23 protein-coding genes are annotated in these 25945 nt (G+C 65.6%); 12 read left to right on the top strand and 11 right to left on the bottom strand.

Annotated elements, in window-relative coordinates; translation table 11 throughout:
* Nucleotides 1-17: 17 nt before the first annotated feature.
* The 4 genes from WIMU1_RS18165 to WIMU1_RS18150 are packed head-to-tail and all read right to left on the bottom strand — an operon-like array spanning nt 18 to nt 4177.
* Nucleotides 18-275: an HPr family phosphocarrier protein gene (locus tag WIMU1_RS18165; protein ID WP_023960713.1), complete on the bottom strand. Its 258-nt coding sequence runs from the start codon at nt 273-275 to the stop codon at nt 18-20.
* A 50-nt stretch (nt 276-325) separates the two neighbouring features.
* Nucleotides 326-2401, bottom strand: coding sequence for a PTS fructose transporter subunit IIABC (locus WIMU1_RS18160; protein WP_062799314.1), 2076 nt, complete (start codon nt 2399-2401; stop codon nt 326-328).
* A gap of 31 nt (nt 2402-2432) precedes the next feature.
* Nucleotides 2433-3413 (bottom strand): 1-phosphofructokinase family hexose kinase, encoded by a 981-nt coding sequence (locus WIMU1_RS18155; RefSeq protein ID WP_062799312.1) that lies wholly within the window; start codon nt 3411-3413, stop codon nt 2433-2435.
* The gene (locus WIMU1_RS18150; protein ID WP_030173170.1) at nt 3410-4177 is read right to left on the bottom strand and encodes a DeoR/GlpR family DNA-binding transcription regulator; all 768 of its coding nucleotides are present in this window, start codon (nt 4175-4177) and stop codon (nt 3410-3412) included. The genes WIMU1_RS18155 and WIMU1_RS18150 overlap by 4 nt, the downstream gene beginning before the upstream one ends.
* Before the next feature lie 157 nt (nt 4178-4334).
* Between WIMU1_RS18150 and WIMU1_RS18145 the strand changes: the two genes are divergently transcribed.
* On the top strand, nt 4335-6017 hold the full coding sequence (locus WIMU1_RS18145; protein WP_062799310.1) for a phosphoenolpyruvate--protein phosphotransferase: 1683 nt from the start codon (nt 4335-4337) through the stop codon (nt 6015-6017).
* A gap of 56 nt (nt 6018-6073) precedes the next feature.
* On the opposite strand, the gene WIMU1_RS26710 is transcribed toward WIMU1_RS18145, so the two are convergent.
* Nucleotides 6074-7285, bottom strand: a complete 1212-nt coding sequence (locus tag WIMU1_RS26710; RefSeq protein ID WP_084248374.1) for a DoxX family protein — start codon at nt 7283-7285, stop codon at nt 6074-6076.
* Nucleotides 7286-7642: 357 nt separating this feature from the next.
* On the opposite strand from WIMU1_RS26710, the gene WIMU1_RS18135 reads away from it, so the two are divergent.
* The gene (locus WIMU1_RS18135) at nt 7643-7996 is read left to right on the top strand and encodes a hypothetical protein (protein WP_147431383.1); all 354 of its coding nucleotides are present in this window, start codon (nt 7643-7645) and stop codon (nt 7994-7996) included.
* On the opposite strand, the gene WIMU1_RS18130 is transcribed toward WIMU1_RS18135, so the two are convergent.
* Nucleotides 7997-8671, bottom strand: coding sequence for an MBL fold metallo-hydrolase (locus WIMU1_RS18130; protein ID WP_062799307.1), 675 nt, complete (start codon nt 8669-8671; stop codon nt 7997-7999). It lies immediately after the preceding gene.
* Nucleotides 8672-8690: 19 nt separating this feature from the next.
* Nucleotides 8691-9668 carry a GlxA family transcriptional regulator gene (locus WIMU1_RS18125; protein WP_062799305.1) on the bottom strand — a complete coding sequence of 326 codons (978 nt, stop codon included), beginning with the start codon at nt 9666-9668 and terminating at the stop codon, nt 8691-8693.
* Nucleotides 9669-9696: 28 nt separating this feature from the next.
* On the opposite strand from WIMU1_RS18125, the gene WIMU1_RS18120 reads away from it, so the two are divergent.
* The 3 genes from WIMU1_RS18120 to ilvD all read left to right on the top strand — a co-directional run bounded on the left by WIMU1_RS18120 (nt 9697) and on the right by ilvD (nt 15927).
* Nucleotides 9697-11064 carry an MFS transporter gene (locus WIMU1_RS18120; RefSeq protein WP_084248373.1) on the top strand — a complete coding sequence of 456 codons (1368 nt, stop codon included), beginning with the start codon at nt 9697-9699 and terminating at the stop codon, nt 11062-11064.
* Nucleotides 11065-11235: 171 nt separating this feature from the next.
* The gene (uvrA, locus tag WIMU1_RS18115; RefSeq protein ID WP_062799303.1) at nt 11236-14193 is read left to right on the top strand and encodes an excinuclease ABC subunit UvrA; all 2958 of its coding nucleotides are present in this window, start codon (nt 11236-11238) and stop codon (nt 14191-14193) included.
* Nucleotides 14194-14238: 45 nt separating this feature from the next.
* Entirely contained in the window at nt 14239-15927 is a 1689-nt protein-coding gene (gene ilvD / locus WIMU1_RS18110; protein WP_062799301.1) for a dihydroxy-acid dehydratase, read from the top strand.
* A 77-nt stretch (nt 15928-16004) separates the two neighbouring features.
* On the opposite strand, the gene WIMU1_RS18105 is transcribed toward ilvD, so the two are convergent.
* Nucleotides 16005-16355, bottom strand: coding sequence for a DUF1844 domain-containing protein (locus WIMU1_RS18105; protein ID WP_023960690.1), 351 nt, complete (start codon nt 16353-16355; stop codon nt 16005-16007).
* A 364-nt stretch (nt 16356-16719) separates the two neighbouring features.
* On the opposite strand from WIMU1_RS18105, the gene infC reads away from it, so the two are divergent.
* The 6 genes from infC to pheT all read left to right on the top strand — a co-directional run bounded on the left by infC (nt 16720) and on the right by pheT (nt 22485).
* The gene (gene infC / locus WIMU1_RS18100) at nt 16720-17352 is read left to right on the top strand and encodes a translation initiation factor IF-3 (RefSeq protein WP_051721925.1); all 633 of its coding nucleotides are present in this window, start codon (nt 16720-16722) and stop codon (nt 17350-17352) included.
* A gap of 36 nt (nt 17353-17388) precedes the next feature.
* A complete protein-coding gene (gene rpmI, locus WIMU1_RS18095; protein WP_023960686.1) occupies nt 17389-17583 on the top strand; it encodes a 50S ribosomal protein L35 in 195 nt (64 codons plus the stop codon).
* Between the two features lie 64 nt (nt 17584-17647).
* Nucleotides 17648-18028, top strand: coding sequence for a 50S ribosomal protein L20 (gene rplT / locus WIMU1_RS18090; protein WP_030173202.1), 381 nt, complete (start codon nt 17648-17650; stop codon nt 18026-18028).
* 17 nt (nt 18029-18045) lie between these two features.
* Nucleotides 18046-18885, top strand: coding sequence for a TrmH family RNA methyltransferase (locus WIMU1_RS18085; RefSeq protein ID WP_062799299.1), 840 nt, complete (start codon nt 18046-18048; stop codon nt 18883-18885).
* Between the two features lie 42 nt (nt 18886-18927).
* A complete protein-coding gene (pheS, locus tag WIMU1_RS18080; RefSeq protein WP_062799297.1) occupies nt 18928-19977 on the top strand; it encodes a phenylalanine--tRNA ligase subunit alpha in 1050 nt (349 codons plus the stop codon).
* Between the two features lie 30 nt (nt 19978-20007).
* Nucleotides 20008-22485, top strand: coding sequence for a phenylalanine--tRNA ligase subunit beta (gene pheT, locus WIMU1_RS18075; protein ID WP_062799295.1), 2478 nt, complete (start codon nt 20008-20010; stop codon nt 22483-22485).
* A 78-nt stretch (nt 22486-22563) separates the two neighbouring features.
* Here pheT and WIMU1_RS18070 read toward each other — a convergent pair whose 3' ends face one another.
* From WIMU1_RS18070 to WIMU1_RS18060, 3 genes are read right to left on the bottom strand one after another with little or no spacing between them, the layout of a single operon-like run.
* On the bottom strand, nt 22564-23163 hold the full coding sequence (locus tag WIMU1_RS18070) for a TetR/AcrR family transcriptional regulator (protein WP_062799293.1): 600 nt from the start codon (nt 23161-23163) through the stop codon (nt 22564-22566).
* Between the two features lie 46 nt (nt 23164-23209).
* Complete coding sequence (locus WIMU1_RS18065) at nt 23210-23965, bottom strand: ABC transporter permease (RefSeq protein ID WP_062799291.1); 756 nt, start codon at nt 23963-23965, stop codon at nt 23210-23212.
* Nucleotides 23962-24702, bottom strand: a complete 741-nt coding sequence (locus WIMU1_RS18060; RefSeq protein WP_062799289.1) for an ABC transporter ATP-binding protein — start codon at nt 24700-24702, stop codon at nt 23962-23964. The genes WIMU1_RS18065 and WIMU1_RS18060 overlap by 4 nt, the downstream gene beginning before the upstream one ends.
* 119 nt (nt 24703-24821) lie before the next feature.
* Between WIMU1_RS18060 and argC the strand changes: the two genes are divergently transcribed.
* On the top strand, nt 24822-25859 hold the full coding sequence (argC, locus tag WIMU1_RS18055; protein WP_062799790.1) for an N-acetyl-gamma-glutamyl-phosphate reductase: 1038 nt from the start codon (nt 24822-24824) through the stop codon (nt 25857-25859).
* Nucleotides 25860-25945 lie beyond the last annotated feature (86 nt).

Below are 25945 nucleotides of genomic sequence, written 5' to 3'. Positions count from 1 at the left end.
AGTGCACCGCCCGCCGATCAGGCGTCGAGGTCGGATGCCACCAGTTTGGCAATGGTGTCCAGGGCAGCCTGGTCTTCGCTCTCGACGGTGACCTCGGTGCCGGCGGTGGCGCCGAGGGTCATGATGAGCAGGGCCGATCCGGCATCCACCGGTTCGCCGCCCGCGACCGAAAGAGTCACCGGGACACCGGCTTCGGCTACTGCTTCGGCGATGACCGCGGCGGGGCGGGCGTGCAGGCCGACGGACGAACCGACTGGGACGTTGGTGCTGGGCATGATTTCTCCTTTGTTGACAATTGGTTTCGTGAGTTCTGATATCCGGTGGATCAGGCGGTGGCGAGAACCTTCGACTTCGCCGCCTGTGGCTTACGCGGCTTGATCAGCTGCTTGGCTCCGACGACGCACGCGGCTGAGACCGCGGTGCCGATGGCCAGCGACAGGAAGAACCATCCGATTCCACCGATCGCGAACGACACGAAGATGCCGCCGTGCGGCGCGCTCAACGTGGCACCGGTGGCCATGATCAGTCCGCCGGTGACTGCTCCGCCGGCCATCATCGAGGGGATGACACGCAGCGGGTCGGCTGCCGCAAACGGGATTGCGCCCTCGGAGATGAACGAGGCACCCAAGAGCCATGCCGCCTTGCCGTTCTCCCGTTCTGCTTCGGTGAACAAGCCGGGCCGAACCGTCGAGGCCAATGCCATCGCCAGCGGTGGCACCATGCCGGCAGCCATCACAGCGGCCATGATCTTGAGCGACGCGTCATCGGTGACCGACAGGCCTGCCACGGCGAACGCGTACGCGGCCTTGTTGACCGGGCCGCCGAGGTCGAAGCACATCATCAGACCGAGGATGATCCCGAGCAGGATGGCCGAGGAACCGGAGAGCCCGTTGAGCCAGTCGGTCAACCCGTCGGTGATCGCTGCGAGGGGCTTGCCGAGTACCACGAACATCAGGACACCGACGATCAGAGAGGCGAAGAGCGGGATGACCACCACGGGCATCAATCCGCGAGCCCAGTGGGGTACCCCGATCCGGCCGATCCACAGAGCGGCGAAGCCCGCGATCAGGCCACCGACGAGGCCACCGATGAATCCCGCACCGACGAATACTGCGACCGCACCGGCGGTGAAGCCGGGTGCCAGTCCGGGCCTGTCGGCTATCGCGAAGGCGATGTACCCGGCGAGCGCCGGGACCAGGAAGCTGAACGCGAGCGATCCGAGTTGGAAGAGCACCGCGCCGAGGTAGGTCTTCAGTCCACCATCAGGCAGTTGTGTCAGAGAGTTGTCGAGAGTGATCTTCTCGGCGGTGTCGGTGATCTCGTAGCCCGCGAGCAAGAAGCCCAACGCGATGAGCAGACCTCCGGCGGCGACGAACGGGATCATGTAGCTCACGCCGGTCAGCAGGATCTGCCGTAGGCGTGTACCCCAACCGATACCGGTGGTCGCGGATGCGCCGTCGTTGCCGGCGGCCGCGTCACCTGCCACCTTGGCCGCTGACGGATCGAGGCTGGCTCGCAGCGCCTCGGTGACCATGGCGTCCGGCTCATTGATCGCCCGCTTCACCCCGGACGCCACCACTGGCTTGCCCGCGAATCGCTCACGGCCTTTCACGCCGACGTCCGTGGCGAAGATGACGGCCCCCGCATCGGCGATGATCTGGGCCGCGAGGGGAGTGCTGCCACTCGAACCCTGCGTCTCGACATGCACGGTCACGCCGGCCCGCTCGCCCGCGGCCACAAGGGAGTCGGCCGCCATATAGGTGTGCGCGATGCCGGTCGGGCACGCCGTCACCGCGACGAGGGTCTTGTTCGGGACGTCGGAGCTGTCGGTGTCGGTCGGCTTCGTGTCGGCAGGGTCGGTGGTGGCCGCCGAAGCGGCTGGGGTCGAGACGGTCGACGGGGACGGACCCGGCGGCGTGGCGGGCGCGAGTACCTCCTCCACAAGGGCGACCACGTCGTTGGGAGTGGCTGCTGCTCGCAGCGACGCCACGAATGCCGGCTTGACCAGTGCGCGCGCAAGACTGGACAGCAGCTTCATGTGTTCGGAACCGGCGCCTTCGGGTGCGGCGATCAGGAACACGAGGTCGGCAGGGCCGTCCGGCGCGCCGAAGTCGACTTTCGGCGACAGGCGGGCGAAACCGAGAGATGCGGTGGCGATCGACGCATCCCGGCAATGTGGGATGGCGATGCCGCCCGGCAGGCCGGTGGCCGACTGGGACTCACGTGCGAGGGCAGCGGCTTTGAGCGCATCCACGTCGGACGTGCGGCCATCTGCTGCGAGCCGGTGTGCCAGCGCGTCGATGACAGCATCTTTGGTGGTGCCCAGATCGGCGTCGAGCGCGATCAGTTCCGGGCTGATGATCGCCGGTGCGGAACCGGCTCGGATCGTCGGGTGGGACATGACTATTCCTTAGGGGGTGGTGGAGCCGGGATCAGTGGTTGCCGATGACCGGGTTGAGCGCGGTGACGGTCACGGCGCCGGGCTGGGTGTGGTGAGGACTCGGCAAAGCCGTTCCCGGTAGCGCTGCTGCGGCGCTGCCATACGAGACCGCCCAGGCGAGGCGGTCGGCCGGTCCGGCATTTTGCAGATCGGCGAGTAGATATCCGGCCAGCGACGAATCGCCGGCTCCGACCGTGCTGCGCGGCGCGATCGGGGGAGTTGTTGCGTGCCAGGCGCCTTCGTCGTTGACGAGAACGGCTCCTGCGGCGCCCAGAGTTGCCAGCACGGCACGCGGGCCGCCGGCCTCGATCAGCGATCTCGCGGCCCGGGCGGTCGGCAACGGGTCCCCGTGCTCGGCGGCGAGTTCGAGCTCGGCGCCGTCCAGCCCGGTGAGCTGACCGAGTTCTGTTGCGTTCGGTTTGATGAGATCCGGTGCGGCCGAGGGGAACCGGGCCGCGAGGGCGAGCAGCGGTTCATCGGAGGTGTCCACTGCGATCTGGGTCGGCCCGACGCGGAGCGCGGTGACGAGGTCGGCGTACCAATCGGCCGGAACACCAGGGGGTAACGACCCGGACAACACGACCCACACGGCCGAGCCTGCGAGATCCTGCAGGCAAGCCGTCAGGGCTGCCAGCGTTTCCGGTGGCAGGGCTGCCCCTGGCTCGTTGATCTTTGTTGTCGTGCCGTCGGGTTCGGTGACCGTGAGGTTGACCCGGGCTGTTCCTGGGTGCGAGATACCGCGGTGGTCGATTCCTGCCTCGTCCAATGCCAGCAGGATCGGCTCACCGGGGTTGCCGGGCAACACCGCGATCGAACGCTTGCCTGCAGCCGTGACGACGCGGGAGACATTGACGCCCTTGCCTCCGGGATGGGAGGTCGCTGCCGATGCGCGATGTACTGCGCCGCGCTGGAGTGGCCCGGTCAGATTGATCGTGCGGTCGATGCTCGGATTTGCGGTGAGGGTGACGATCATGCCGTCACCACCTCGACGTCGTGTGCAAGCAGTTCGGCGCGATCCGACTCGCGCAGGGCGCTGTCGGTGATGAGGACGTCGACCCTGTCGATGGGGGCGAAACTGATCAGGTCTTCTCGGCCGACCTTTGACGAATCAGCAACCACCACGACACGGTGCGCGCTGGTGACCATCGCCCGTTTGATCGCGGCCTCATCGCTGTCGGGAGTGGACAGACCGTGGCGCAGACTGAGTCCGTTGGTCCCGACGAAGGCGACGTCGATCCGCATCGACGCCAGGGTTCGCAGCGCGTCGTCACCGACCACTGCCTGGGTGATCCCGCGGACACGTCCGCCGAGCAGATGCAGGCGTGACCCACCGAGGCCTCCCACTCGGGCCGCGACCGGGATGGAGTTGGTGACGATGACGAGGTCCATGTCGGCGGGGAGGTGAGCAGCAACTCGGGCCGTGGTCGTCCCGGCGTCGAGCAGGATGCTGCCGCCGACCGGGGGTAGCTGGTCCACGGCCGCCTTGCCGATTCGGTCCTTCTCTCCGGATCGACTGTGCTCGCGTTCGGCGGTGCCGACCTCGATGGCTGTGAGCGCGGATGCGGGTACTGCGCCACCATGGACCCGTCGGATCACCCCGAGCCTGTCGAGGGCCGCCAGATCGCGACGCACCGTCTCGGTCGTCACGCCGTACAGATCGGACAGATCAGCGACCGACATGCGGCCTTTCTGCGCGATCAGCGCGGCCATGGCCTGCTGCCGCTCCTCTGCGTACATCTGCCCTCCATGTGGGTTACGTTGCTAGTTGGTGTTGCTTTATGTTGTTTTATGCCCGATCGTATTGCTTTGTCAAGGATTTTGAGTAATCTGAATCACATCGAGTCGGGTTGGTGACGTAGACACGAAAGCCCGCAGACTTGTCAGAGGAGGACGGATGACGAAGTCAACGCTGATCGGAAGCCCGCGAAGGGTGTTGCACGGAACGCCGGTGGTACCAGGCGTGGTGGCGGGTCCGGTGATCGTTCCGGGTCCACGCGTCGCGCCGCCGCTCGACGACACCGTGATCGACCCGGCGGACCGCGACCGCGAGCTGCAGGCGTTCCGCGAGGGCACCAAAGCTGTTGCGTCGCGACTGCAGGCACGGGCCGCGGTGTCGAGCGGAGCGGCCTCCGAAGTGCTCGCCGCCAACGCGGCCATGGCAACGGACCGGGGCTGGCTGGGTGCAGCCGAAAAGCTCATCGCGGCCGGCAATTCCGCCACTGCAGCGACAGCCGCGGCCACAGAACAGTTCGTGGCCATGTTCACCAAACTCGGCGGCCTGATGGCCGAGCGCGTGACCGATCTCCGCGATGTCCGTGACCGCGTGCTGGCCGAGCTGATCGGGGCTCCCGAACCGGGGGTTCCGGAACCGGACGTTCCGTCGATCCTTTTCGCGGAGGACCTGGCGCCCGCAGATACAGCGGGCCTCGACCCGGCAATGGTCATCGGGCTGGCGACCTCGCTCGGTGGCCCGACCAGCCATACCGCGATCATCGCGCGCCAGCTGGGAATCCCTTGCGTCGTGGCGGTCACCGGCCTCGACGAGGTCGCAGCGGGGAGTTCGGTCCTGCTCGACGGCGCCGAAGGCGAGATCACCGTGTCACCCGATGCGGCCGCGGCATCCGAAGCAGTGGCGCAGTACCGGTTGATTGCCGAGCGCACAGCCGCGTGGACCGGGCCCGGGGCGACAGCCGACGGTCATCGAGTCGACGTCCTCGCGAACGTACAAGACGGCGCCGGGGCGCGGGTGGCCGCGGAGACCTCAGCAGGTGGGATCGGGCTGTTCCGGACCGAACTGTGCTTCCTCGACCGAGAGACCGAACCGACGGTCGCCGAGCAATCTGCGATCTATCGCGAAGTGCTCGATGCCTTCCCGGACGCAAAGGTCGTCGTTCGCACACTCGATGCCGGGTCGGACAAGCCGTTGCGATTCGCCGAACACCCACATGAGGCCAATCCGGCTCTGGGGGTACGTGGCATCCGGATCGCAGCCCGTGACAGTGGCATTCTCGATCGGCAACTGGACGCGATTGCTGCTGCGGCCGAAGGGGTTTCACGCCCGTGGGTGATGGCGCCCATGATCTCGACGGCTGCCGAAGCTGAGTCGTTCGCCGCGAAAGTCCGTGAACGCGGGCTTGTCCCCGGAGTGATGATCGAGGTCCCGGCAGCGGCGTTGCTCGCCGAACGGATCCTCGACCACGTCGACTTCCTGTCGGTGGGAACCAACGATCTCGCGCAGTACACGATGGCAGCCGACCGGATGTCGGCCGACCTCGCCGAGCTCACCGATCCCTGGCAGCCCGCTGTCCTGTCACTGTTGGCGCGCACGGCAGTCGCCGGCGCCGCCGTGAACAAGCCGGTGGGGGTGTGTGGGGAAGCAGCGGCGGATCCGCTGCTCGCCTGCGTGCTGGTCGGTTTCGGGATCACATCGCTGTCGGCGGCAGCGTCGGCAGTTGCGGGCGTCGGTGCCAAGCTGGCGACGGTGACTTTGGATCAGTGCCGTCGAGCAGCAGACGCGGTATCGCAAACGGCAGATCCGATGAGTGCGCGGGCAGCAGCTCGCAGTCTTCTGGACTGACTGCGTTTGTGGGCTGCTGCCCGCGTCTCAGGAATCAAGCGGTCGAACGGACGAACCTACTGCGCTTTCTTGGCCTGCTTGCGTGCCTGGGCTGACAGCTTGACGCCTTCGTCGGCTGCACGCTCGGCGAGCTGTGCGGCGTAGACGCGGGCCGATTCGGCAAGCTCGGGTGCCCGGTCACGAGCGGTCGCGAGCGTCTTCTCTGCGTACCCATTGGTGGCAGCCAACGTCTGTGATGCAGACGCGGCGAGCTCGGCGCGACGATCGGCAGCAGCGCTCTTCGCCTTGGCTCCGTTGGTGAGGGCCTGCTTGGCGAACTTGGTCTGCTGCTTGGTCAGCTTGGCCTGCTGCTTGGCGGCGGTCTTACCCAATTTCGCCTGCTTCTTGCCGGCCTGCTTGCTCAGCTTGGCCTGCTTCTTCGCAGCGGCCTTGCTGAGCGACGCTGTGCGCTCGGTGGCGACCTCGGCGAGCTTCGCGCTCTGTGTGGTGGCCTTGGCCGCGAGCTCCCCGGCACGCTCAGAAGCGACCCCGGCGAGAACTGCGCCACGCTTGGACGCCACGTCGACGATCTCGCTGCCGCGTTCGCCTGCGACATCGGCCAGGACGGCCGCCCGCTGCGACGCCTTCTGTGCCAGTTCGGCAGCCCGCTCAGACGCGACCTCGGCGAACTTGCCGCCGCGGTCGGAGGCCACCTCGGCCAGATCGCCTGTTCGCTCGCCGACGACCTCGGCGATGTGCGACGCACGATCGGCCAGGACGCCTGCGGTCGAAGCGCTCGCAGCGGCGGTAGGCAGTACTGCACTGACCTTGTCACTGGCGATCGCCGCGGCCTTGCGTCCGCGCCATGCCAGCGACGGCTTGCCTTCGGTGTCGACGGTTGCGATCAGCAGCCCGCCGAGCAGTCCCACGTTCTTGATGAAATGCGCTTGCTGCTCGGCCCGCTCGTGCGGGTCGGTCTCGTTCCAGAAGTCGTTTCCGGCCAGCGTGGTGGGGATGACAACGCCGGCAAGGGTCAGCGAAGCGAGCCGCGGGAACTTGCCGGTCGCCAGTGCCAGGCCACCGATGATGTGGACGGCGCCGTTGATACGGACAACCACCTGCGCGTCAGCCGGGATCAGGTCGGCGGCCTGCGGCGGGAGCTGGGTTTTTGCTTTGTCGACGAACGGCTGCGCGGTTTCGGCTAGCTGTTCCGGGCGTCGGATCGCGTCGATCCCAGTTGCGATGAACGCGGTCGCGAGCATGGGACGGGCAATGCGGCGGATGAGCATAGAAGGGCCTCCTCAAGACACTTGTTACATGGACCTGTCCCCGGGAAAGTCATGCGTGAAACCTTCCTCTCGCCAGGTGGTCCGACAGAACCTGCTTAACGGATGGACTCTGTTGACCCTATAGATCAACCAGGGCCCGTGTGATGGTCCCTCGCATTGGGTAGACATCTGCCGACCGAACGGAGGTGAGTGGTGCCCATCGAACACGGGGATGTCGGCTGCTGGGTGGTGAAGTGCAACCCGGTGACCGGGACCGACTACTTCGCGGCCATCGCTGCAGATGATGAGGCACAGGGACCTGTCCCAAACCTTCATTCAGACAGCTGGTGCCTGAGTCCGCGGTCGGGGAGGAGCCGGATGGTCTCGCCCGGCGACCTCATAGCCCTGTGGGTGACCGGTCCGAAGAACCCCGGAGTCTATGAAGTGGGCTGGGTGGTCGAGAACCGCGAGGACCCGTCGAACTCGATCGGCGTCCCCGAACCACGAAAGGTCCACTACATGGGCTTACGGCTCGGTGCGGACAACCATGTGCCGCGCGGGTTGATGCAGGCCACCCCGGGTCTGGACCGGTGCGAGCAGCTGCGGGCGCCGATGATGTCCAATCCCAGTTATCTGACAGTCGACGAAGCCAGGGTGCTTGCTCGTCTCGTCGCGGCCAGGGTGTCCGAGGATGTCGTGGTAGCGGCCCGGTGGAACACACTGCTCACCTGATCACCAGCCGCGTTCGCGCCACTCATCGAGGTGAGGCCGCTCGGCCCCCAGCGTGGTGTCGAGGCCGTGCCCGGGGTAGACCACAGAGCTGTCATCGAAGCGGTCGAAAAGTTTGGTCGTCACGTCGTTCAGCAGGATCTCGAAGTCGCCGTCGCGGTGTGTCTTTCCGACACCACCCGGGAAGAGCGAATCGCCGGTGAACAGGTGGGTGACGTCGTCTTCGAGGACCAGCGCGATGGAGCCGTCGGTGTGACCCTTCAGGTGGATGGCCTCCAGGCGGAGTTCACCCACCTCGATGACGTCGCCCTCGTCGATCAGCCGGTCTGTCTTCACCTGAATCGGCTCGGCGTCGATTCGGCCTGCGGCGGTGGGAAGACCGGTCGCCTTGACCACCTCTTCGAGTGCGATCCAATGGTCCGGGTGCCAATGGGTGGTGAAGATCAGCTCGATGTTGCCGTGATTCCTGATCAGCTCGACGAGCGTGTCCGCGTCATTCGCAGCATCGATCAGCAGCGCCTTGCCGGTTTGCTTGCAGGTGATCACGTAGACGTTGTTGTCCATCGGACCGACCGACAATTTGACGATGGTCGCCCGAGGCGTCGATTTGCGTTGAGGGACTTCGGATTCACTGAAGTCACCGGTGTATGTGTCGGAAATCGGGGCCGCTGCACTCATGGCTCATGACCTTACTTGGTCACTGGCCCTGGAAGGTCCGGCGATAACGGGTCGGGGACGTCCCCAGGTGGTTGCGGAGGTGGTGACGGAGATTGGCCCCGTTGGCCAGACCCGACAGTCTGGCCACCTCGTCGACCGGAAGGTCGCGGGACTCGAGTAGTTCGCGGGCGTGGTGCACACGCTGTTTACGGACCCAGACCGCAGGCGTGTCACCGGTTTCTTCGCGGAACCGCCGGTTGAAGGTACGCACACTCATGTTGGACTGACGGGCGAGCTGGGCAACGGTGAGTGGCTCGGTCAGGTTGTGGCGAGCCCACTCCCGCACCGCCGATGTAGAAGCGTCGCCGACGTCGGGTACTGCAGCGTCGATGTATTGGGCCTGGCCGCCATCGCGCCATGGTGGCACCACGCAGTACTTGGCCACCCGGTTCGCGACCCGCGCACCGTGGTCGCGGCGAATCATGTGCAGACAGAGGTCGATTCCTGCCGCCAGGCCCGCCGAGGTGAGAACGTCCCCGTCGTCGACGAACAGAACGTCCTCGTCGAGGTGCACCGCCGGGTAGAGCCGGCGCAGGTCGTCGGCCTTGTCCCAGTGGGTGGTCGCCGGTCGGCCGTCGAGAAGCCCTGCTGCCGCGAGCGCGAAGGCGCCGGTACAGATCGACACGATTCGGGTGCCCGTCCGTACGCGCTCCAGCGCTTGACGCAGATCGGCGGGGCAGGTGCCGCCGAAGCGGACCTCGTGCAGCCTGGTCCCGGGGATCACGACCGTGTCCGCCGAGTCGAGAGCTTCAGGACCACGGGTGGGCACCATCGCGAACCCGGACAGGGTCCGCACGGGCTCGGTCGACAGGCCGATCAACTCGACGTCGTACAGCGGATTTCCCGCATCGTCGGCGGCCTGCCCGAACGCCATCGGCGGAATCGTCGCATCGAACCCGATCACCGGCTCGAGCATCAGCACAGCGATTCGATGAGGGGTCGGGATGCGAGAAGCCATGGCAGCATTTTTACAGATGTTGTCATCTATGCCAATGGCGGCGCCGATCGGCGACAGCGAGAGTTGTCCGGTGACCATCGCCGAGACCCCGCGCGTCCGCTCCGGCCCCCGTCTGCACTGGGCGTGGACAGTGGCCGCCGTCAGCTTCGTGGCGCTTCTTGCGGCGGCCGGCTTCCGGTCGGTTCCCAGCGTGATGATGGACCCGTTGCACCAGGAGTTCGGCTGGTCCCACGGCACGGTGGGTCTGGCGATGTCGATCAACATGACATTGTTCGGTCTGACCGCGCCGTTCTCGGCGGCACTGATGGACCGTTTCGGAGTGCGTCCGATCCTCGCCGGCGCACTCACCCTGATCGCACTGGGCACCGCTCTCAGCGTCTTCATGACCGCCGGGTGGCAGCTGCTGCTGCTCTGGGGCGTTCTGGTGGGTATCGGCACCGGGTCGATCTCGATGGGGTTCGTGGCCACGGTCGCCACCCGCTGGTTCGTCGAACGCCGCGGATTGGTGACCGGGGTCCTGACGGCTGCGAGCGCCACGGGGCAGCTGATCTTCCTCCCGCTGGTGGCCCTGGTCACCACTCGATACGGGTGGCGGTTGGCGGCCCTGATCGTCGCGGCAGCTGCCTTGGCGGTGGTTCCGCTGATCGTGGTCTTCATGCGAAACCATCCGAGCGACAAGGGGATCAGCGCATACGGTGCGCCGATCGAGCAGCAGCCGTCGCAACCGCCCGTCGCGCGCTCGGGCAGTTTTCGCATGGCTCTGGAAGGGCTGGTGATCGGTGCGCGTACACGGGTGTTCTGGTTGCTCGCGGCGAGTTTCGCGATCTGTGGGGCGACGACAAACGGACTGATCGGCACCCACTTCATCCCGGCTGCGCACGACCATGGAATGCCGACAACGGTCGCTGCAGGTCTACTCGCCACCATCGGGGTGTTCGACGTCGCAGGCACGATCTTCTCCGGCTGGCTCACCGACCGTGTGGACGCTCGGATCCTGCTTGCCGTCTATTACGTGGGAAGGGGAGTGTCACTGCTCGCCCTGCCCGCGCTGCTGTCTCCGCATGCCGAACCGAGCACATGGGTGTTCATCATCTTCTACGGTCTGGACTGGGTAGCGACGGTCCCGCCCACCATCGCGCTGTGCCGAACCCACTTCGCGGACCGCACACCGGTGGTGTTCGGTTGGGTGTTCGCCGCGCATCAACTGGGGGCTGCGGTGGCGGCGTTCGGCGCGGGCCATCTGCGCGACCAGCACGGCAGCTACGACATGGCGTTCTACGTCGCATCCGGCCTCTGCGTCGTCGCTGCGCTGCTGTCCCTGGGCGTTCGGAGGCCCGCGGTTGCCAACACCCAACCGTCGGTGCCATCGAAGCGACTCGCGCAGGATACGCGCTGATCAGCGGGGCGAAATGAGTGGTTGAGAGTCGGCTCGGCCGGGGTGCGATTTGCTGGGGCCGGTATCTTGTCAGTGGGTGCCTCTAGCATTGCCGGGTACGCCCCTGGCTGACACCGACCTTCCGACCTGCATGCGGTCGGTACCCCCGATTCGACACCGAAAAGGACCACTGTGGCTGATCGCCTCATCGTGCGCGGAGCCCGCGAACACAACCTGCGCGGCATCGACGTCGACCTCCCGCGTGACAGCTTGATCGTCTTCACGGGGCTGTCCGGCTCGGGAAAATCGAGCCTGGCGTTCGACACGATCTTCGCCGAAGGACAGCGCCGCTACGTCGAGTCGTTGTCGGCATACGCGCGTCAGTTCCTCGGTCAAATGGACAAGCCCGACGTCGACTTCATCGAGGGGCTGTCACCCGCGGTCTCGATCGACCAGAAGTCGACCAACCGGAACCCGCGTTCCACCGTCGGCACCATCACCGAGGTTTACGACTACCTCCGTCTGCTCTACGCACGTGCGGGCAAGGCCCACTGCCCCGAGTGCGGTTCGGCCATCGAGAAGCAGACCCCTCAGCAAATCGTCGACCAGGTGCTCGAGATGGAGCAGGGCATCCGTTTCCAGGTGTTGGCGCCGGTGGTCCGCACCCGCAAGGGTGAATTCGTCGACCTGTTCGGAACTCTTCAGACACAAGGCTTTTCGCGTGCCCGGATCGATGGCGTGGTGTACCCGCTCACCGATCCGCCAAAGCTCAAGAAGCAGGAAAAGCACGACATCGAGGTCGTGGTGGACCGGTTGTCCGTCAAGTCCTCGGCCAAACAGCGACTCACCGACTCGGTCGAGACCGCATTGGGCCTGGCCGACGGTGTGGTGGTCCTCGACTTCGTCGACCTGGAGGAGAACGACCCCCACCGGGAACGGCGCTTCTCCGAGCGGATGGCCTGCCCCAACGGCCACCCGATCGCCATCGACGACCTCGAACCGCGGTCCTTTTCGTTCAACTCGCCGTACGGTGCGTGCCCGGAGTGCGACGGGCTCGGCATCCGCAAAGAGGTGGACGAGGAACTCGTCGTGCCCGACCCGGACCTGTCGCTTGCCGACGGTGCGATCGCGCCGTGGTCCGGCGGCCACAACGCCGACTATTTCCTCCGGTTGCTCTCAGGCCTCGGCGACGAGATGGGGTTCGACACCAAGACACCGTGGAAGAAGCTCCCGATCAAGGCGCGCAAGGCGATCCTCAACGGCAGCGACCACCAGGTGCACGTCCGTTTCCGGAACCGCTACGGCCGCACGCGCTCGTACTACACCGAGTTCGAAGGTGTGATGTCGTTCCTGCACCGGCGCATGGAACAGACCGAGTCCGAGCAGATGAAGGACCGGTACGAGGGATACATGCGTGACATCCCCTGTCCCGAGTGCGGTGGCGCCCGCCTGCGCCCCGAGATCCTCGCCGTGACCCTCGATCACCAGCGTTTCGGTGAGAAGTCGATCGCGGACGTGTGTGCGTTGTCCGTTGCCGAGTGCGCCGACTACCTGTCCGACCTCAAGCTGGGCTCGCGCGAGCAGGCCATCGCCGGACGTGTGCTCAAAGAGGTGCAATCCCGCATCACCTTCTTGCTGGACGTCGGTCTCGAGTACCTGTCGTTGTCACGGGCTGCCGGATCGCTCTCCGGCGGCGAGGCGCAACGCATCCGCCTGGCCACCCAGATCGGCTCCGGTCTGGCCGGCGTGCTGTACGTGCTCGACGAACCATCGATCGGTCTCCACCAGCGCGACAACCGTCGTCTCATCGACACCCTCACCCGGCTGCGCAACCTGGGCAACACCCTCATCGTCGTCGAGCACGACGAAGACACCATCCGCTCGGCCGACTGGATCGTCGACATCGGACCGTATGCCGGCGAGCACGGTGGGCGTGTGGTGCACAGCGGCAGCTACAAGGATCTGCTGACCAACACCGAGTCCCTGACCGGTGCATATCTGTCCGGTCGAGAGTTCCTCGAGGTCCCCGAGATCCGGCGTCCGATCGACCGCAAGCGACAGCTGACCGTTGTCGGCGCACGTGAGCACAACTTGGACAACATCGACGTGGTGTTCCCACTCGGTGTGCTCACCGCGGTCACCGGCGTCTCGGGTTCGGGCAAGTCCACGCTCGTCAACGACATCCTGGCCACGGTGATGGCCAACAAGCTCAACGGTGCGCGCCAGGTACCGGGCAGGCACACGCGGATCAACGGCATGGACAATCTCGACAAGCTGGTGCGCGTCGACCAGTCGCCGATCGGTCGGACCCCGCGGTCGAACCCGGCCACCTACACCGGTGTGTTCGACAAGATCCGTACTCTCTTCGCCGCGACCACCGAGGCGAAGGTTCGTGGCTACCAGCCGGGACGATTCTCGTTCAACGTCAAGGGCGGTCGCTGCGAGGCGTGTACCGGCGAGGGCACCATCAAGATCGAGATGAACTTCCTGCCCGACGTGTACGTCCCCTGCGAGGTGTGCCACGGTGCGCGGTACAACCGCGAAACGCTGGAGGTCCACTACAAGGGCAAGACCATCTCCGAGGTCTTGGACATGCCGATCGAGGAGGCCGTCGATTTCTTCGAGGCCATCACCTCGATCCACCGATACCTCAAGACCCTCAACGACGTCGGTTTGGGCTACGTCCGACTCGGACAGCCGGCCCCGACACTGTCCGGTGGCGAGGCGCAGCGTGTGAAGCTGGCCGCCGAGCTCCAGAAGCGGTCGACCGGACGCACGGCATACGTGTTGGACGAGCCGACCACCGGCCTGCACTTCGAGGACATCCGCAAGCTGCTCAAGGTGATCAACGGGCTCGTCGACAAGGGCAACTCCGTGATCGTCATCGAGCACAACCTCGACGTCATCAAGACTGCGGACTGGGTCATCGACATGGGGCCGGAGGGTGGTTCCGGTGGCGGCACGGTCGTGGCGGAAGGTACGCCCGAAGATGTCGCAGCAGTGCCGGAGAGCCACACCGGGAAGTTCCTCGCGGAGATGCTCAAACCGCAGACGGTCGCGTCCGTCCCAGCCAAGCCCAAGCGCAAAACGCCCGCACGCAAAGCTGCGGCGAAGCAGACTGGTCGTAAGCAAGAGGTCGCAGCGAGTTGATCGCGGCCGACCGGCTGTCCCATCCACCGAGTAGGAGTCAGCACCATGGTTGACATGAAGCCGCGCAGTCGCACCGTCACCGACGGGATCTCGGCGGCACCCAGCCGCGGGATGTTGCGAGCGGTCGGAATGGGCGACGAGGACTGGGGTAAGGCCCAGATCGGCATCGGGAGCTCGTGGAACGAGATCACACCGTGCAACCTCTCGCTCGATCGGCTCGCGCAGGCGGCCAAGGAGGGCGTGCACGCCGGCGGTGGTTATCCACTGCAGTTCGGCACCATCTCGGTGTCGGACGGCATCTCGATGGGCCACGAGGGCATGCACTTCTCCCTGGTGTCGCGGGAGGTGATCGCCGACTCGGTGGAAACCGTGATGCAGGCCGAACGGCTCGACGGGTCGGTTCTGCTCGCCGGTTGCGACAAGTCTCTGCCCGGGATGCTGATGGCCGCCGCTCGCCTCGACCTCGCCTCGGTGTTCCTCTATGCCGGCACCATCGCCCCCGGTTGGGTCAAGCTGAGTGACGGCACCGAGCGGGACGTCACGCTGATCGACGCTTTCGAAGCCGTCGGGGCCTGCCGGGTCGGTTCGATGTCCGAGGAGGATCTCGGCCGCATCGAGCGCGCCATCTGTCCCGGTGAGGGTGCCTGCGGAGGTATGTACACCGCGAACACGATGGCGTCGATCGCTGAGGCGATGGGTATGAGCCTGCCGGGATCGGCGTCGCCGCCCGCAGCGGACCGCAGGCGTGACGCCTTCGCGCACCGCTCCGGCGAGGCAGTGGTCAACCTGATCCGTCTCGGCATCACGGCCCGCGACATCATCACCAAACCTGCGCTCGAGAACGCCATCACGGTCACCATGGCCCTCGGCGGTTCCACCAATGCCGTCCTGCACCTGCTGGCCATCGCCAGTGAAGCGGATGTCGATCTCGATCTCGACGACTTCAACCGCATCGGTGACCGCACCCCCCACCTGGGCGACCTCAAACCCTTCGGCCGGTTCGTGATGAACGACTTCGATCGTCACGGCGGTATCCCGGTGGTCATGAAGGCCCTGCTCGACGCCGGCTTGCTCAACGGGGATGCACTGACCGTCACCGGAAAGACGTTGTCGGAGAACCTCGCTGCGATGGACATCGCGCCACTCGACGGCGACGTCATCCGCACGCTGAGCAACCCCATCCACAAGACCGGCGGGATCACGGTGCTTCATGGCTCGCTGGCCCCCGAGGGCGCGGTGGTGAAGTCCGCGGGATTCGACGCCGACACCTTCGAGGGTCCGGCGCGAGTGTTCGAGCGCGAGCAGGGTGCGCTGGCCGCCCTCGCCGACGGCGTCATCAAAGCCGGTGACGTGGTGGTCATCCGATACGAAGGTCCTAAGGGCGGACCGGGCATGCGCGAGATGCTCGCGATCACCGGCGCCATCAAGGGGGCCGGCCTCGGCAAGGACGTGTTGCTGCTGACCGACGGCCGTTTCTCCGGCGGCACCACCGGCCTGTGCATCGGGCACCTCGCGCCCGAGGCATCCGACGGGGGACCGGTGGCCTTCATCCGCGACGGTGACCGCATTCGCGTCGACATCGCTGCGCGGACATTGGACCTCCTCGTCGACGACGACGAGCTGGAGTCACGCAAACAGGATTGGCAGCCTCTCGACCACAAGTACCAGCGGGGTGTGCTTTCCAAGTACGCCAAGCTGGTCCGTTCGGCGTCTGTCGGAGCCGTCACCCACTGACCCTTCCGGCCCCCGAAAGTGTGCCCTTCTGGCGAATGAATACCCAGGTCGCCTCCGCCAGAAGGGCACACTTCGGGCTAGTCGGTGACGGGGCCGGTCTGCTTCTCGCCCGGGCCCTTGCCCGGTTCATCGGGGTGCGCACTGGCCTCGCGGAAGGCGAGCTGCAGACTCTTGAGGCCGTCGCGCAGGGGAGCGGCGTGGATACCGAGGTCGGCAACCGACGACTGTACGAGTCCGGCCAGTGCGCCGATCAGTTTCCGCGCCTCGTCGAGGTCGAAGTGCGGACTGGTCGACGGGTCGCTCTCGGACAACCCCAGCTTTTCCGCCGCTGCACTCATCAACATCACCGCAGCACGCGTGATCACCTCGATGGCCGGAACCTCGGCCAGGTCGCGCACCTCGGGCTCGGAATTCACGTTTTCCGTCATGGCTGTTAGACTTCCACCTACGACCGCCCTGGCGTACGCCGGGGTTGCAAGTGGAGTTCACACTCCCACCGCTCGACGTCGGTGTCTTCGCAAGAAGCCCGCACAGTTGAACGGTCCGGTTTTGTCGCCGGAGGTATCCGCGTCAGCGGAATATTTCCGGTGGCCTCTGAGTTGGAGGCTGTGATCGCTGGGATGCGATAGGTGACATGAACCGGTCGGTGTGGGCCCCGTCGATGAACATTCATCGAGCCGGGGCCTTTTCGCTGAGGATCTGTCTTCACCAGTTGCTCCCGCGGTCCAACCCGACAGAAAACGTCTGCCACGAGGAACCACCTACGTACGCGGACACAAATGAGGAGGCCCCATCAGCACTGAGACTCGTATCAATGAGCGCATCCGAGTTCCCGAGGTCCGTTTGGTCGGACCGAACTCGGAGCAGGTCGGCATCGTCCGCGTGGAAGATGCCCTGCGCTTGGCTATCGAGGCCGATCTTGATCTGGTCGAGGTGGCCCCGAACGCGCGCCCGCCGGTCTGCAAGATCATGGACTACGGCAAGTTCAAATACGAGGCGGCACAGAAGCAGCGCGAATCGCGTCGCAACCAGCAGATGACCGTCATCAAGGAGCAGAAGCTCCGCCCCAAGATCGACGACCACGATTACGAGACCAAAAAAGGTCACGTCATCCGCTTCCTCGAAGCCGGGTCCAAGGTCAAGGTGACGATCATGTTCCGCGGACGCGAGCAGTCGCGACCCGAGCTCGGTTACCGATTGCTGCAGCGCTTGGGCAACGACGTCGGCGAGTACGGGTTCGTCGAGACCTCCGCCAAGCAGGATGGCCGCAACATGACGATGGTTCTGGCCCCGCACAAGGGCGCCAAGACCAAAGCACAAGCTCAAGCACAAGCTCAGGCACCGAAAGCGCAACCAGCGCAGAGTGCACCCAGTAAGCCTGCGGCAGATTCAGGACCGGCTCCGGCCGCAAATCCTGAAGGCTGACCGCCTCCCAGGCTGACCGAGAAGAAAGGCATAACCATGCCCAAGACAAAGACCCACAAGGGAACCGCGAAGCGATTCAAGGTGACCGGCAGTGGCAAGATCGTCCGCCAGCGCGCAAACCGTCGCCACTTGATGGAGCACAAGCCCACCAAGCGCACGCGTCGTCTCGACGGCACCGTCGTCGTCTCCGAGAACGATGCTCCCCGCATCAAGCGCCTGCTGAAGATCTGACGCTCCCCACAGACCACCCGCTGGCCGGTTCCCGGCAGCCGCACTACTAAGAGGTAAATCAACGATGGCACGCGTAAAAAGGGCGGTAAACGCCCAGAAGAAGCGTCGTACAACCCTGGAGGCTTCCAAGGGCTACCGCGGACAGCGTTCGCGGCTCTACCGCAAGGCCAAAGAGCAGCAGCTGCATTCGCTCACCTACGCGTACCGGGACCGCCGGGCGCGCAAGGGCGAGTTCCGCAAGCTCTGGATCTCGCGGATCAACGCCGCAGCCCGGGCCAACGACATCACCTACAACCGCTTCATCCAGGGTCTGAAGATCGCTGGTGTCGAGGTCGACCGGAAGATCCTCGCCGAGATCGCCGTCAGCGATCCCGAGGCCTTCACCGGTCTGGTTGCTGTCGCCAAGAAGGCGCTGCCGTCGGACGTCAACGCGCCGGCCGCCTGATCGAGCCCGCCAACAACATGTCCGCGCCGGACGTTCTCACCGAACGTTCGGCGCGGATTGTTTCGTACGCCAAACTGCACCGTTCCGCCGGCCGACGCAAAGCAGCCGCATTCCTGGCCGAGGGCGCCAACTCGGTGGCGGCTGCACTACAGAGTCGTCGCGCCCGAGTCCTGCTCGCGACGGACGACGCGCACCTCCGGCACGTCGACCTGATCGACGACGCTCAGCGCTCGGGCATCGAGGTCTGCGCGATCACAGAGGGCGCCGCGTCCAAGCTTGCCGACACGGTCACCAGCACTGGTCTGTTCGTGATTGCCGACCTGGTCGACGTACCCCTCGCCGACGTACTGGCGACCTCGCCTCGCCTGCTTGCGGTGCCCGTCGAGATGACCGACCCCGGCAATGCCGGCACGCTCATCCGAACTGCAGATGCAATGGGCGCCGACGCCGTGGTGCTGGCAGGCGACAGTGTGGACCCCCACAACGGGAAGTGTGTGCGTTCCACCGCCGGAAGCGTTTTCCATATCCCCATCGCTCGTGAGCGTGACATCGATGTGGTCCTGGCAGAACTGCGTGCCGCCGGGGTCGCGATCTGCGCAACATCCGGGAATGCCGAGCTGAGTCTGCCCGAGGCCGGCCACGTGTTGTCGGGTCCCACTGCTTGGCTCTTCGGCAATGAGGCGCACGGTCTGTCCGAGGACATCCTCGGCCGCGCCGACCATCGCATCTCGATCCCGATCAGGGGCCGGGCCGAGAGCCTCAACTTGGCTGCTGCGGCCGCGATCTGCCTGTATGCCAGCGCCGATGCGCATTCGGGTGTCGACTACCCTCGTACGGGGTCCAGCCCGACCCCCTGAACCTTTCTCCCCAACATCTGACGAGCAGGAGTTACCGCAGCCGTGGCCGACGAGTCGATCCCAATCAGCGAGGCGGACAAGTCACTCGCGACCGCAGTGGACGCCGCTGTGGCAGCGTTCTCCGACGCGGTCGACCTGCCCGCGCTCGCGGTCGCCAAGACCGAACACATGGGGGACAAGTCGGCGATCGCTCTGGCCCGCCGCGAGCTCGGCGCGCTGCCCAAAGAGCAGAAGGCCGAAGCGGGCAAGCGAGTCAACATCGCCCGCGGCCAGGTCCAGCGCGCCTACGAGGAACGACTGGCGGTCTTGACCGCCGAACGCGACGCGGCCGTCCTGGTCGCCGAGACCATCGATGTCACCTTGCCCAGTGCGCGTCGTCCGACGGGAGCGCGGCATCCGATCACGGTGATCGCCGATCAGGTCGCCGACGTGTTCGTCGGGATGGGCTGGGAGATCGCCGAAGGGCCTGAGGTCGAGACCGAGCACTTCAACTTCGATGCGCTGAACTTCCTGCCCGACCACCCGGCGCGGTCGATGCAGGACACCTTCTACATCGCTCCACCCGATTCACGGCAGGTGCTGCGCACACACACCTCACCCGTCCAGGTCCGCGCGATGCTCTCGCGTGACCTCCCGATCTACGTCGCCTGCCCGGGCCGCACGTTCCGCACCGACGAACTCGACAGCACCCATACCCCGGTGTTCCACCAGGTCGAGGGTCTGGCCGTGGACAAGGGACTGACCATGGCGCATCTACGCGGCACGCTCGACCTGTTCGCGAAGGCGCTGTTCGGACCCGAGACCGTGACCCGGATGCGGCCCAGCTATTTCCCGTTCACCGAACCGTCGGCCGAGGTGGACGTCTGGTTCACCGGTAAGAAGGGCGGCGCAGGCTGGGTGGAGTGGGGTGGCTGCGGCATGGTCAACCCTAATGTGTTGCGCGCCAGCGGAATCGACCCAGAGGTCTATTCGGGATTCGCTTTCGGCATGGGTCTCGAACGCACGCTGCAGTTCCGCAACGACCTGCCCGACATGCGCGACATGGTCGAGGGCGACATCCGATTCACGGTGCCCTTCGGCCCCGGCGCCTGATTTCCTTCCGAACGAAAGAGCTGAGTCCCAGTGCAAGTAGCGCAGTCGTGGCTGACCGAAGTCCTGCAACGTGGCGCGCCCGGATGGAGCGCATCGTCTGCCCAGATCGATGAAGGCTTCGTGCGGGTCGGCTTCGAGATCGAAGAGATCCGCTCGTTGCCCGTGATCACCGGTCCGCTGGTGGTCGGCCGGGTCAACCACATCGAGCAGCTCACCGAGTTCAAGAAGCCGATCCGGTACTGCCAGGTCGACGTCGGTGAAGCCGCTGATCGCGGAATCGTCTGTGGTGCACAGAACTTCGCCGAGGGTGACCTGATCGTCGCGGCTCTGCCAGGCAGCGTCTTGCCCGGCGACTTCGCCATCGCGGCACGCAAGACCTACGGCAGGGTGTCCGACGGAATGATCTGCTCGGTGTCGGAGATGGGCATCGGCAACGATCACAGCGGGATTCTGGTGTTGCCCCCGAACATCGCCGCCCCGGGGTCCGACGCCCGCGTGGTCCTGGGCCTGGACGACACCGTCATCGACGTCAATGTCACTCCCGACCGCGGCTACGCGTTCTCGGTCCGGGGGTTGTCCCGGGAGCTCGCCTGCAGCTTCGATCTGGAGTTCGTGGATCCCGCGGACAAACCCGACCTGTCCGCGAGCGCAGGCGATTCCGGCTGGCCTGTACGTATCGACCCGGCGTCGGGGGCCACGCGGTACAGCGCAGCTGTCGTCCGTGGCATCGACCCGACAGCTCCGTCGCCGTGGTGGCTCGTCAAACGGCTCATGTTGGCCGGTGTGCGTCCTATCTCGGCCGCTGTCGACATCACCAACTACGTGATGCTCGAACTGGGCCAACCGCTACACGCTTTCGACGCTGCGAAACTGTCGGGCGAGATCGTGGTGCGCCGCGCACTCGCCGGGGAAAAGCTGACCACGCTCGACGATGCCGTCCGCGTTCTCGACCCCGAAGACGTTGTGATCACCGACGAGTCGGGACCCATCGCGTTGGCGGGTGTGATGGGCGGGGCGTCCACCGAGATCAACCTCGAAAGCAGCGACGTGCTGCTCGAAGCCGCTACCTTCGATCCGGTTGCGGTCTTCCGTACGGCAAAACGGCATCGCCTCACCAGTGAGGCGAGCAAGCGATTCGAGCGGGTGGTCGACCCGCGTATCACCGATGTCGCGTTGCTCAGGGCTGCCCAGCTGCTCACCGAGATCTGCGGTGGCACAATCGATCCCGTCTACACAGATGTCGGTGATGTGGCTCCGCAGACTCCGGTCACGATGGCGTTGTCGGCGCCTTCGGCCACCGCGGGTATCGCCTATCCCGATGGCACCGCGGTGCGGCGCCTCGAGCAAGTCGGCTGTGAGGTCGCCGCGTCCGGTGACAACCTCACAGTGGTCCCGCCGAGTTGGCGTCCCGATCTACGACAGAGCGCCGATCTCGTGGAAGAGGTGCTACGCCTCGAGGGCTACGAGAACATCCCGGTTGCCGTTCCGACGGCTCCTGGCGGCACTGGCCTGACCCCGGCCCAGCGCCGCCGACGCAGCATCGGACGCAGCCTTGCGTTGTCGGGCTATGTCGAGGTGCTGCCTTACCCGTTCATGCCTGCCGATGTGTTCGACGTGTGGAACCTCCCGGCCGACGATCCGCGCCGCAACACCGTCAAGGTGCTCAACCCGCTGGAAGCGGACCGTCCGGAGTTGAACTCCACCCTGCTGCCCGGATTGTTGGAGATGGTGGGGCGCAACCTTGCTCGGGGACAACGTGATCTGTCGATGTTCGCAATCGGTCAGGTGGTGCTGGCCGGTGCCGGCGTGCACCCGGTGCCGGCGCTGCCGGTTGATCGTCGACCCACCGATGACGAGGTCGCCGAGCTGATCGGTTCGTTGCCCGCGCAGCCGCTGCATGTCGCCGCCGTTCTGACGGGTCTGCGAGAGCCGGCAGGGCCGTGGGGCAAGGGGCGTCAGGCCGACCCCACCGACGTCTTCGATGCCGTACGCATCATCGGCCAGGCTGCCGGTGTCGAGCTGACGCTGCGCTCGGGCTCCGAGGTGCCCTGGCATCCGGGCCGCTGCGCCGACGTTCTGGTCGATGACTCCGTGGTCGGCTGGGCGGGTGAACTGCATCCGGCGGTGCTCGAGAAGATGCACCTTCCGGCACGCTCCCTGGCGCTCGAGATCAACATCGACGCCGTACCGCTCAGCGAGCGCCTGGTGTCGCCGCGTATCTCGCCGTACCCTCCCGTGCTGCAAGACCTCGCAGTGGTCGTCGACGCCGATGTCGCGGCCGCCGATGTGCAGGCCGCGCTGGCCGCCGGCGCAGGTGAGCTGCTCGAGAGCATTGCTCTGTTCGATGTGTTCACCGGTGAGCAGGTGGGGGACGGCCGCAAGTCGTTGACCTTCTCCCTGCGCTTCCGGGCATCCGACCGCACCCTCACCGAAGACGAGGCCACTGCAGCCCGCGACGCCGCGCTCGCACAGGCGACGGCGACTGTCGGTGCACAGATGCGGAGCTGATCGACCGGGCGCCGCCTCGCGGCCGGCTGCTCGAATGGCGTGCTGACACCGACACGAGATCGGTGATGCCCCAATGCCCTACGAACTGATGGGGCCGGTGAGGTACCGCTGGATCGTTGGTCCGAGGTTGGCGACCACGTCGTCGGCCGGCAGCGAAGCGAGGGGTTCGAAACGCAGCAGGTACCGCGTCATGATCATGCCGAGTACCGCACTGCCCACGAGGTTGGCCCGCAGTCGCCCTGTGCCGGCGGGATTGTCGGCGCGTTCGGTGATATCTGCGAGCACCACCTCGAGCACCATGGTTCGGATCAGCGTCGGGTCGGGTCCACTGATCACCGTGCGCAGCAACGCGATTCCGGATTCTTGCAGTTCGCCGTCCCATACCCCCACCACGGTTCGGACGAGGGTGGGACCCAGTTCGTCAATCGGGATCTCGCGCAGGGGCCCCACCACGTCGAGCGGATCGATGGGCAATTCGATCGCGGCCAGGAACAGCTTGTGTTTGGTGCCGAAGTAGTGATGCACAAGTGTCGGATCCACCCCCGCGTCCGCGGCGACCGCACGAATGGATGTGCGGTCGAGTCCGTCACGAGCGAAGAGTGTGCGGGCCGACGTCAAGATCTGTCCCTTGGTGTCAGGTTCACCTGGGCGCCGTCCTGATCGTCTCGGTGCGCTCACCCCGGCATCATCTCAAGGTGCCGGTTGCGCCGGACGAGCCGGTCCATCACTCGGTCCGTCGCCGCAGCGAGGCGGCGGCCAACGCCAGTGCTGCGATGGTGCACAGCAGTACAACCAACAGGTCCCGCCACATCGTGCCGGTCGGGTCGGTGTATCTACCCACTTGATCGAGCGCTTCCACGGCGTAGCTCAACGGCATCACATTGCTGATCATCTCGAGCCACCGCGGCAGATCGGCTCGCGGGACGAAGAGTCCACACAGGAACAACTGGGGGATGACCACCACCGGCAAGAACTGGACGGCCTGGAACTCGGTCTGGGCAAAAGCGCTGCACAACAATCCGAGACCGACGCCGAGGATGGCGTCCAGGATCGCGATCACGAGAACCCATCCGATGCTTCCGGCCGTCTGCAGTCCGAGAATCCAGAACGACACGACACACGCAAGTGCTGCTTGGGCCATCGCGGCCGTGGAGAACGCGGCGCCGTAGCCGACCAGGAGGTCCGCCTTGCTCATGGGTGTGGTGAGCAGTCGTTCCAACGTGCCGGACGATCTCTCGCGCAACATCGCGATCGAGGTGATCAAGAACATGATGGCGAATGGGAGCACTCCGAGCAGAACGAGCGCGATCCGATCGAACGGCTCGGGTCCGCCGGGAGGACCGACCTGGTTCTCGAACATGAAGTACAGCAACGTCATCAAGATCACCGGGATGAGCAGGATCATGGCGATCGTTCGTGGGTCGGCCTTGAGTTGCCGCAGAACTCGGCCGGTGGTCGAGAGGGCGATGGTGGCATTCATGATGCGGTCCGTTCGGTGATCAGGGCGAGGAAGGCTTGTTCGAGGTTGGTCTGATGTGTCCGCGCGCGTAGTTCGTCCGGTGTGAGTTCAGCGATGACTCCGCCTTCGCGCATCAGCACGAGGGCGTCGCAATGGTCGGCCTCATCCATCACGTGACTGGACACGAGCAGGGTGGTCCCGGTGTCGGCCAGGGCACGGAAACGCACCCACAACTCCGCCCGCAGAACCGGGTCGAGCCCCACGGTCGGTTCGTCGAGTATCAAGATCTCGGGACTACCGACGAGGGCGCAGGCAATCGACACCCGGCTGCGCTGACCGCCTGACAACTGAGCAGTTCGGCGCCCACGGAAATCGTCGAGACCCACGGCGCGAATCGAGTCGTTGATCAGGTCGCGACGACGATAGAGGTCGGCGAAGTAACGAACATTCTCTTCGACGGTGAGATCTGTGTAGACCGAGGGAGCCTGCGTCACGTATCCGACGCGTCCGCGGAGTTCTTTCGCGCCGGCAGGGCGTTCCAGCACGGTGACGGAGCCGGACGTGATGCGTTGAGTGCCCACCACTGAACGCATGAGCGTGGTCTTCCCGCACCCCGATGGTCCGAGCAGTCCGGTGATCGATCCGCGGGGTACCGACAGCGTCACGCCGTTCAGTGCACGAGCGCTACCGCGCCTGACGACCAGGTTGTCGATTCGGACGGCGGGTTGCGGGTCGGTGGTGGAGTCTGGCTGTGCCATGGCGGTCTCAATTCATCTCGTGTTGAATTCATTGCCTGATGAAAAAGGTAGACCGCGCGAACGCGGCCGTCAATGGTGGGTTGATGAATTAACTTGCGGCAACGTGCATAATGAATCACATGACTGTGTCAGTGGCTGTCGCCGGAGCCAGCGGGTACGCGGGCGGGGAAATTCTTCGCCTGTTGCTCGGCCATCCCAAGTACATCTCGGGAGAGATGCGAATCGGTTCGCTCACCGCTGGTTCGAACGCGGGGTCGCTGATGGGTGCCCATCATCCCCACCTTCTGCCGCTGGCGGATCGCGAACTCGGCGAGACCACCACCGAAGCGCTGACCGGCCACGACGTGGTGTTCCTGGCGCTCCCGCACGGCACGTCGGGGCCGGTCGCCGACGCGTTGCCGCCCAGCACCCTGGTGATCGACTGCGGTGCCGACTTCCGCTTGCAGGACTCGGCGGAGTGGGACAAGTACTACGGCGGAAATCACGCCGGCAGTTGGCCCTACGGCCTGCCTGAGCTTCCCGGGAACCGCGAGATCTTGTCCGGTGCCTCGCGAATCGCAGTGCCGGGCTGCTATCCGACGGTGAGCACACTTGCGTTGCTACCCGCTGTCGCGGCGGGAATCGTCGGTCCGCAACTGACGATCGTCGCGGTGACCGGCGCCTCGGGCGCGGGCCGTTCGCCACGGGTCGATCTGCTGGGTTCGGAGGTGATCGGTTCTGCTCGTGCCTACGGGGTCGGCGGGTCACACAGGCATACACCTGAGATCATCCAGAACCTGTCGGCCGTGGGGAACTCACCGGTCAGCGTCTCCTTCACCCCGATACTGGTGCCGATGACCCGGGGCATACTCGCGACGTGCACAGCTCCCTCGACCGCAACCACCGCCGAGGCGCGTGCCGTGTACGAGAAGGCATATGCGGATGAGCCTTTTGTTGCGCTGTTGCCCGAAGGCCGGCTGCCGGCCACCGGATCGGTGATGGGGTCGAACGCGGTACAACTCAGCGTGGCCGTCGACGAGCGTGCGGGCACCCTGGTCGCCGTCGCTGCGATCGACAATCTCACCAAAGGCACCGGCGGCGGCGCGGTCCAATCCATGAACCTGGCGCTGGGCTGGGACGAAACAGAGGGTCTGAGCACTGTGGGTGTGGCGCCATGAGCAACGGTGATACGACTGTCAACGGCATCGAGCCCGATTCGGTTGCCGCGCCAGAGAATTGGCGGGAGGTGGCCGGCGGGCACCGG

Origin of the sequence: Williamsia muralis NBRC 105860 (assembly GCF_001598915.1) — a bacterium.
Lineage (GTDB): Bacteria > Actinomycetota > Actinomycetes > Mycobacteriales > Mycobacteriaceae > Williamsia > Williamsia muralis.
Note: the sequence above shows the minus strand (reverse complement) of the source record. Positions and strands in the feature narration are given on the sequence as shown.

Excerpts from the sequence above, each read along its gene's own strand:
- WIMU1_RS18125 (WP_062799305.1), bottom strand. The coding sequence starts at position 9,668 with ATGGCTTCTCGCATCCCGACCCCTCATCGAATCGCTGTGCTGATGCTC.
- WIMU1_RS18065 (WP_062799291.1), bottom strand. The coding sequence starts at position 23,965 with ATGAATGCCACCATCGCCCTCTCGACCACCGGCCGAGTTCTGCGGCAA.
- WIMU1_RS18165 (WP_023960713.1), bottom strand. The coding sequence starts at position 275 with ATGCCCAGCACCAACGTCCCAGTCGGTTCGTCCGTCGGCCTGCACGCC.
- argC (WP_062799790.1), top strand. The coding sequence starts at position 24,822 with ATGACTGTGTCAGTGGCTGTCGCCGGAGCCAGCGGGTACGCGGGCGGG.
- WIMU1_RS18130 (WP_062799307.1), bottom strand. The coding sequence starts at position 8,671 with ATGAGTGCAGCGGCCCCGATTTCCGACACATACACCGGTGACTTCAGT.
- WIMU1_RS18150 (WP_030173170.1), bottom strand. The coding sequence starts at position 4,177 with ATGTACGCAGAGGAGCGGCAGCAGGCCATGGCCGCGCTGATCGCGCAG.
- WIMU1_RS18135 (WP_147431383.1), top strand. The coding sequence starts at position 7,643 with ATGGTCTCGCCCGGCGACCTCATAGCCCTGTGGGTGACCGGTCCGAAG.
- WIMU1_RS18085 (WP_062799299.1), top strand. The coding sequence starts at position 18,046 with ATGTCCGCGCCGGACGTTCTCACCGAACGTTCGGCGCGGATTGTTTCG.
- ilvD (WP_062799301.1), top strand. The coding sequence starts at position 14,239 with ATGGTTGACATGAAGCCGCGCAGTCGCACCGTCACCGACGGGATCTCG.
- WIMU1_RS18060 (WP_062799289.1), bottom strand. The coding sequence starts at position 24,702 with ATGGCACAGCCAGACTCCACCACCGACCCGCAACCCGCCGTCCGAATC.
- rpmI (WP_023960686.1), top strand. The coding sequence starts at position 17,389 with ATGCCCAAGACAAAGACCCACAAGGGAACCGCGAAGCGATTCAAGGTG.
- rplT (WP_030173202.1), top strand. The coding sequence starts at position 17,648 with ATGGCACGCGTAAAAAGGGCGGTAAACGCCCAGAAGAAGCGTCGTACA.
- WIMU1_RS18120 (WP_084248373.1), top strand. The coding sequence starts at position 9,697 with ATGCCAATGGCGGCGCCGATCGGCGACAGCGAGAGTTGTCCGGTGACC.
- WIMU1_RS18145 (WP_062799310.1), top strand. The coding sequence starts at position 4,335 with ATGACGAAGTCAACGCTGATCGGAAGCCCGCGAAGGGTGTTGCACGGA.
- WIMU1_RS18105 (WP_023960690.1), bottom strand. The coding sequence starts at position 16,355 with ATGACGGAAAACGTGAATTCCGAGCCCGAGGTGCGCGACCTGGCCGAG.
- WIMU1_RS18155 (WP_062799312.1), bottom strand. The coding sequence starts at position 3,413 with ATGATCGTCACCCTCACCGCAAATCCGAGCATCGACCGCACGATCAAT.
- WIMU1_RS26710 (WP_084248374.1), bottom strand. The coding sequence starts at position 7,285 with ATGCTCATCCGCCGCATTGCCCGTCCCATGCTCGCGACCGCGTTCATC.
- WIMU1_RS18160 (WP_062799314.1), bottom strand. The coding sequence starts at position 2,401 with ATGTCCCACCCGACGATCCGAGCCGGTTCCGCACCGGCGATCATCAGC.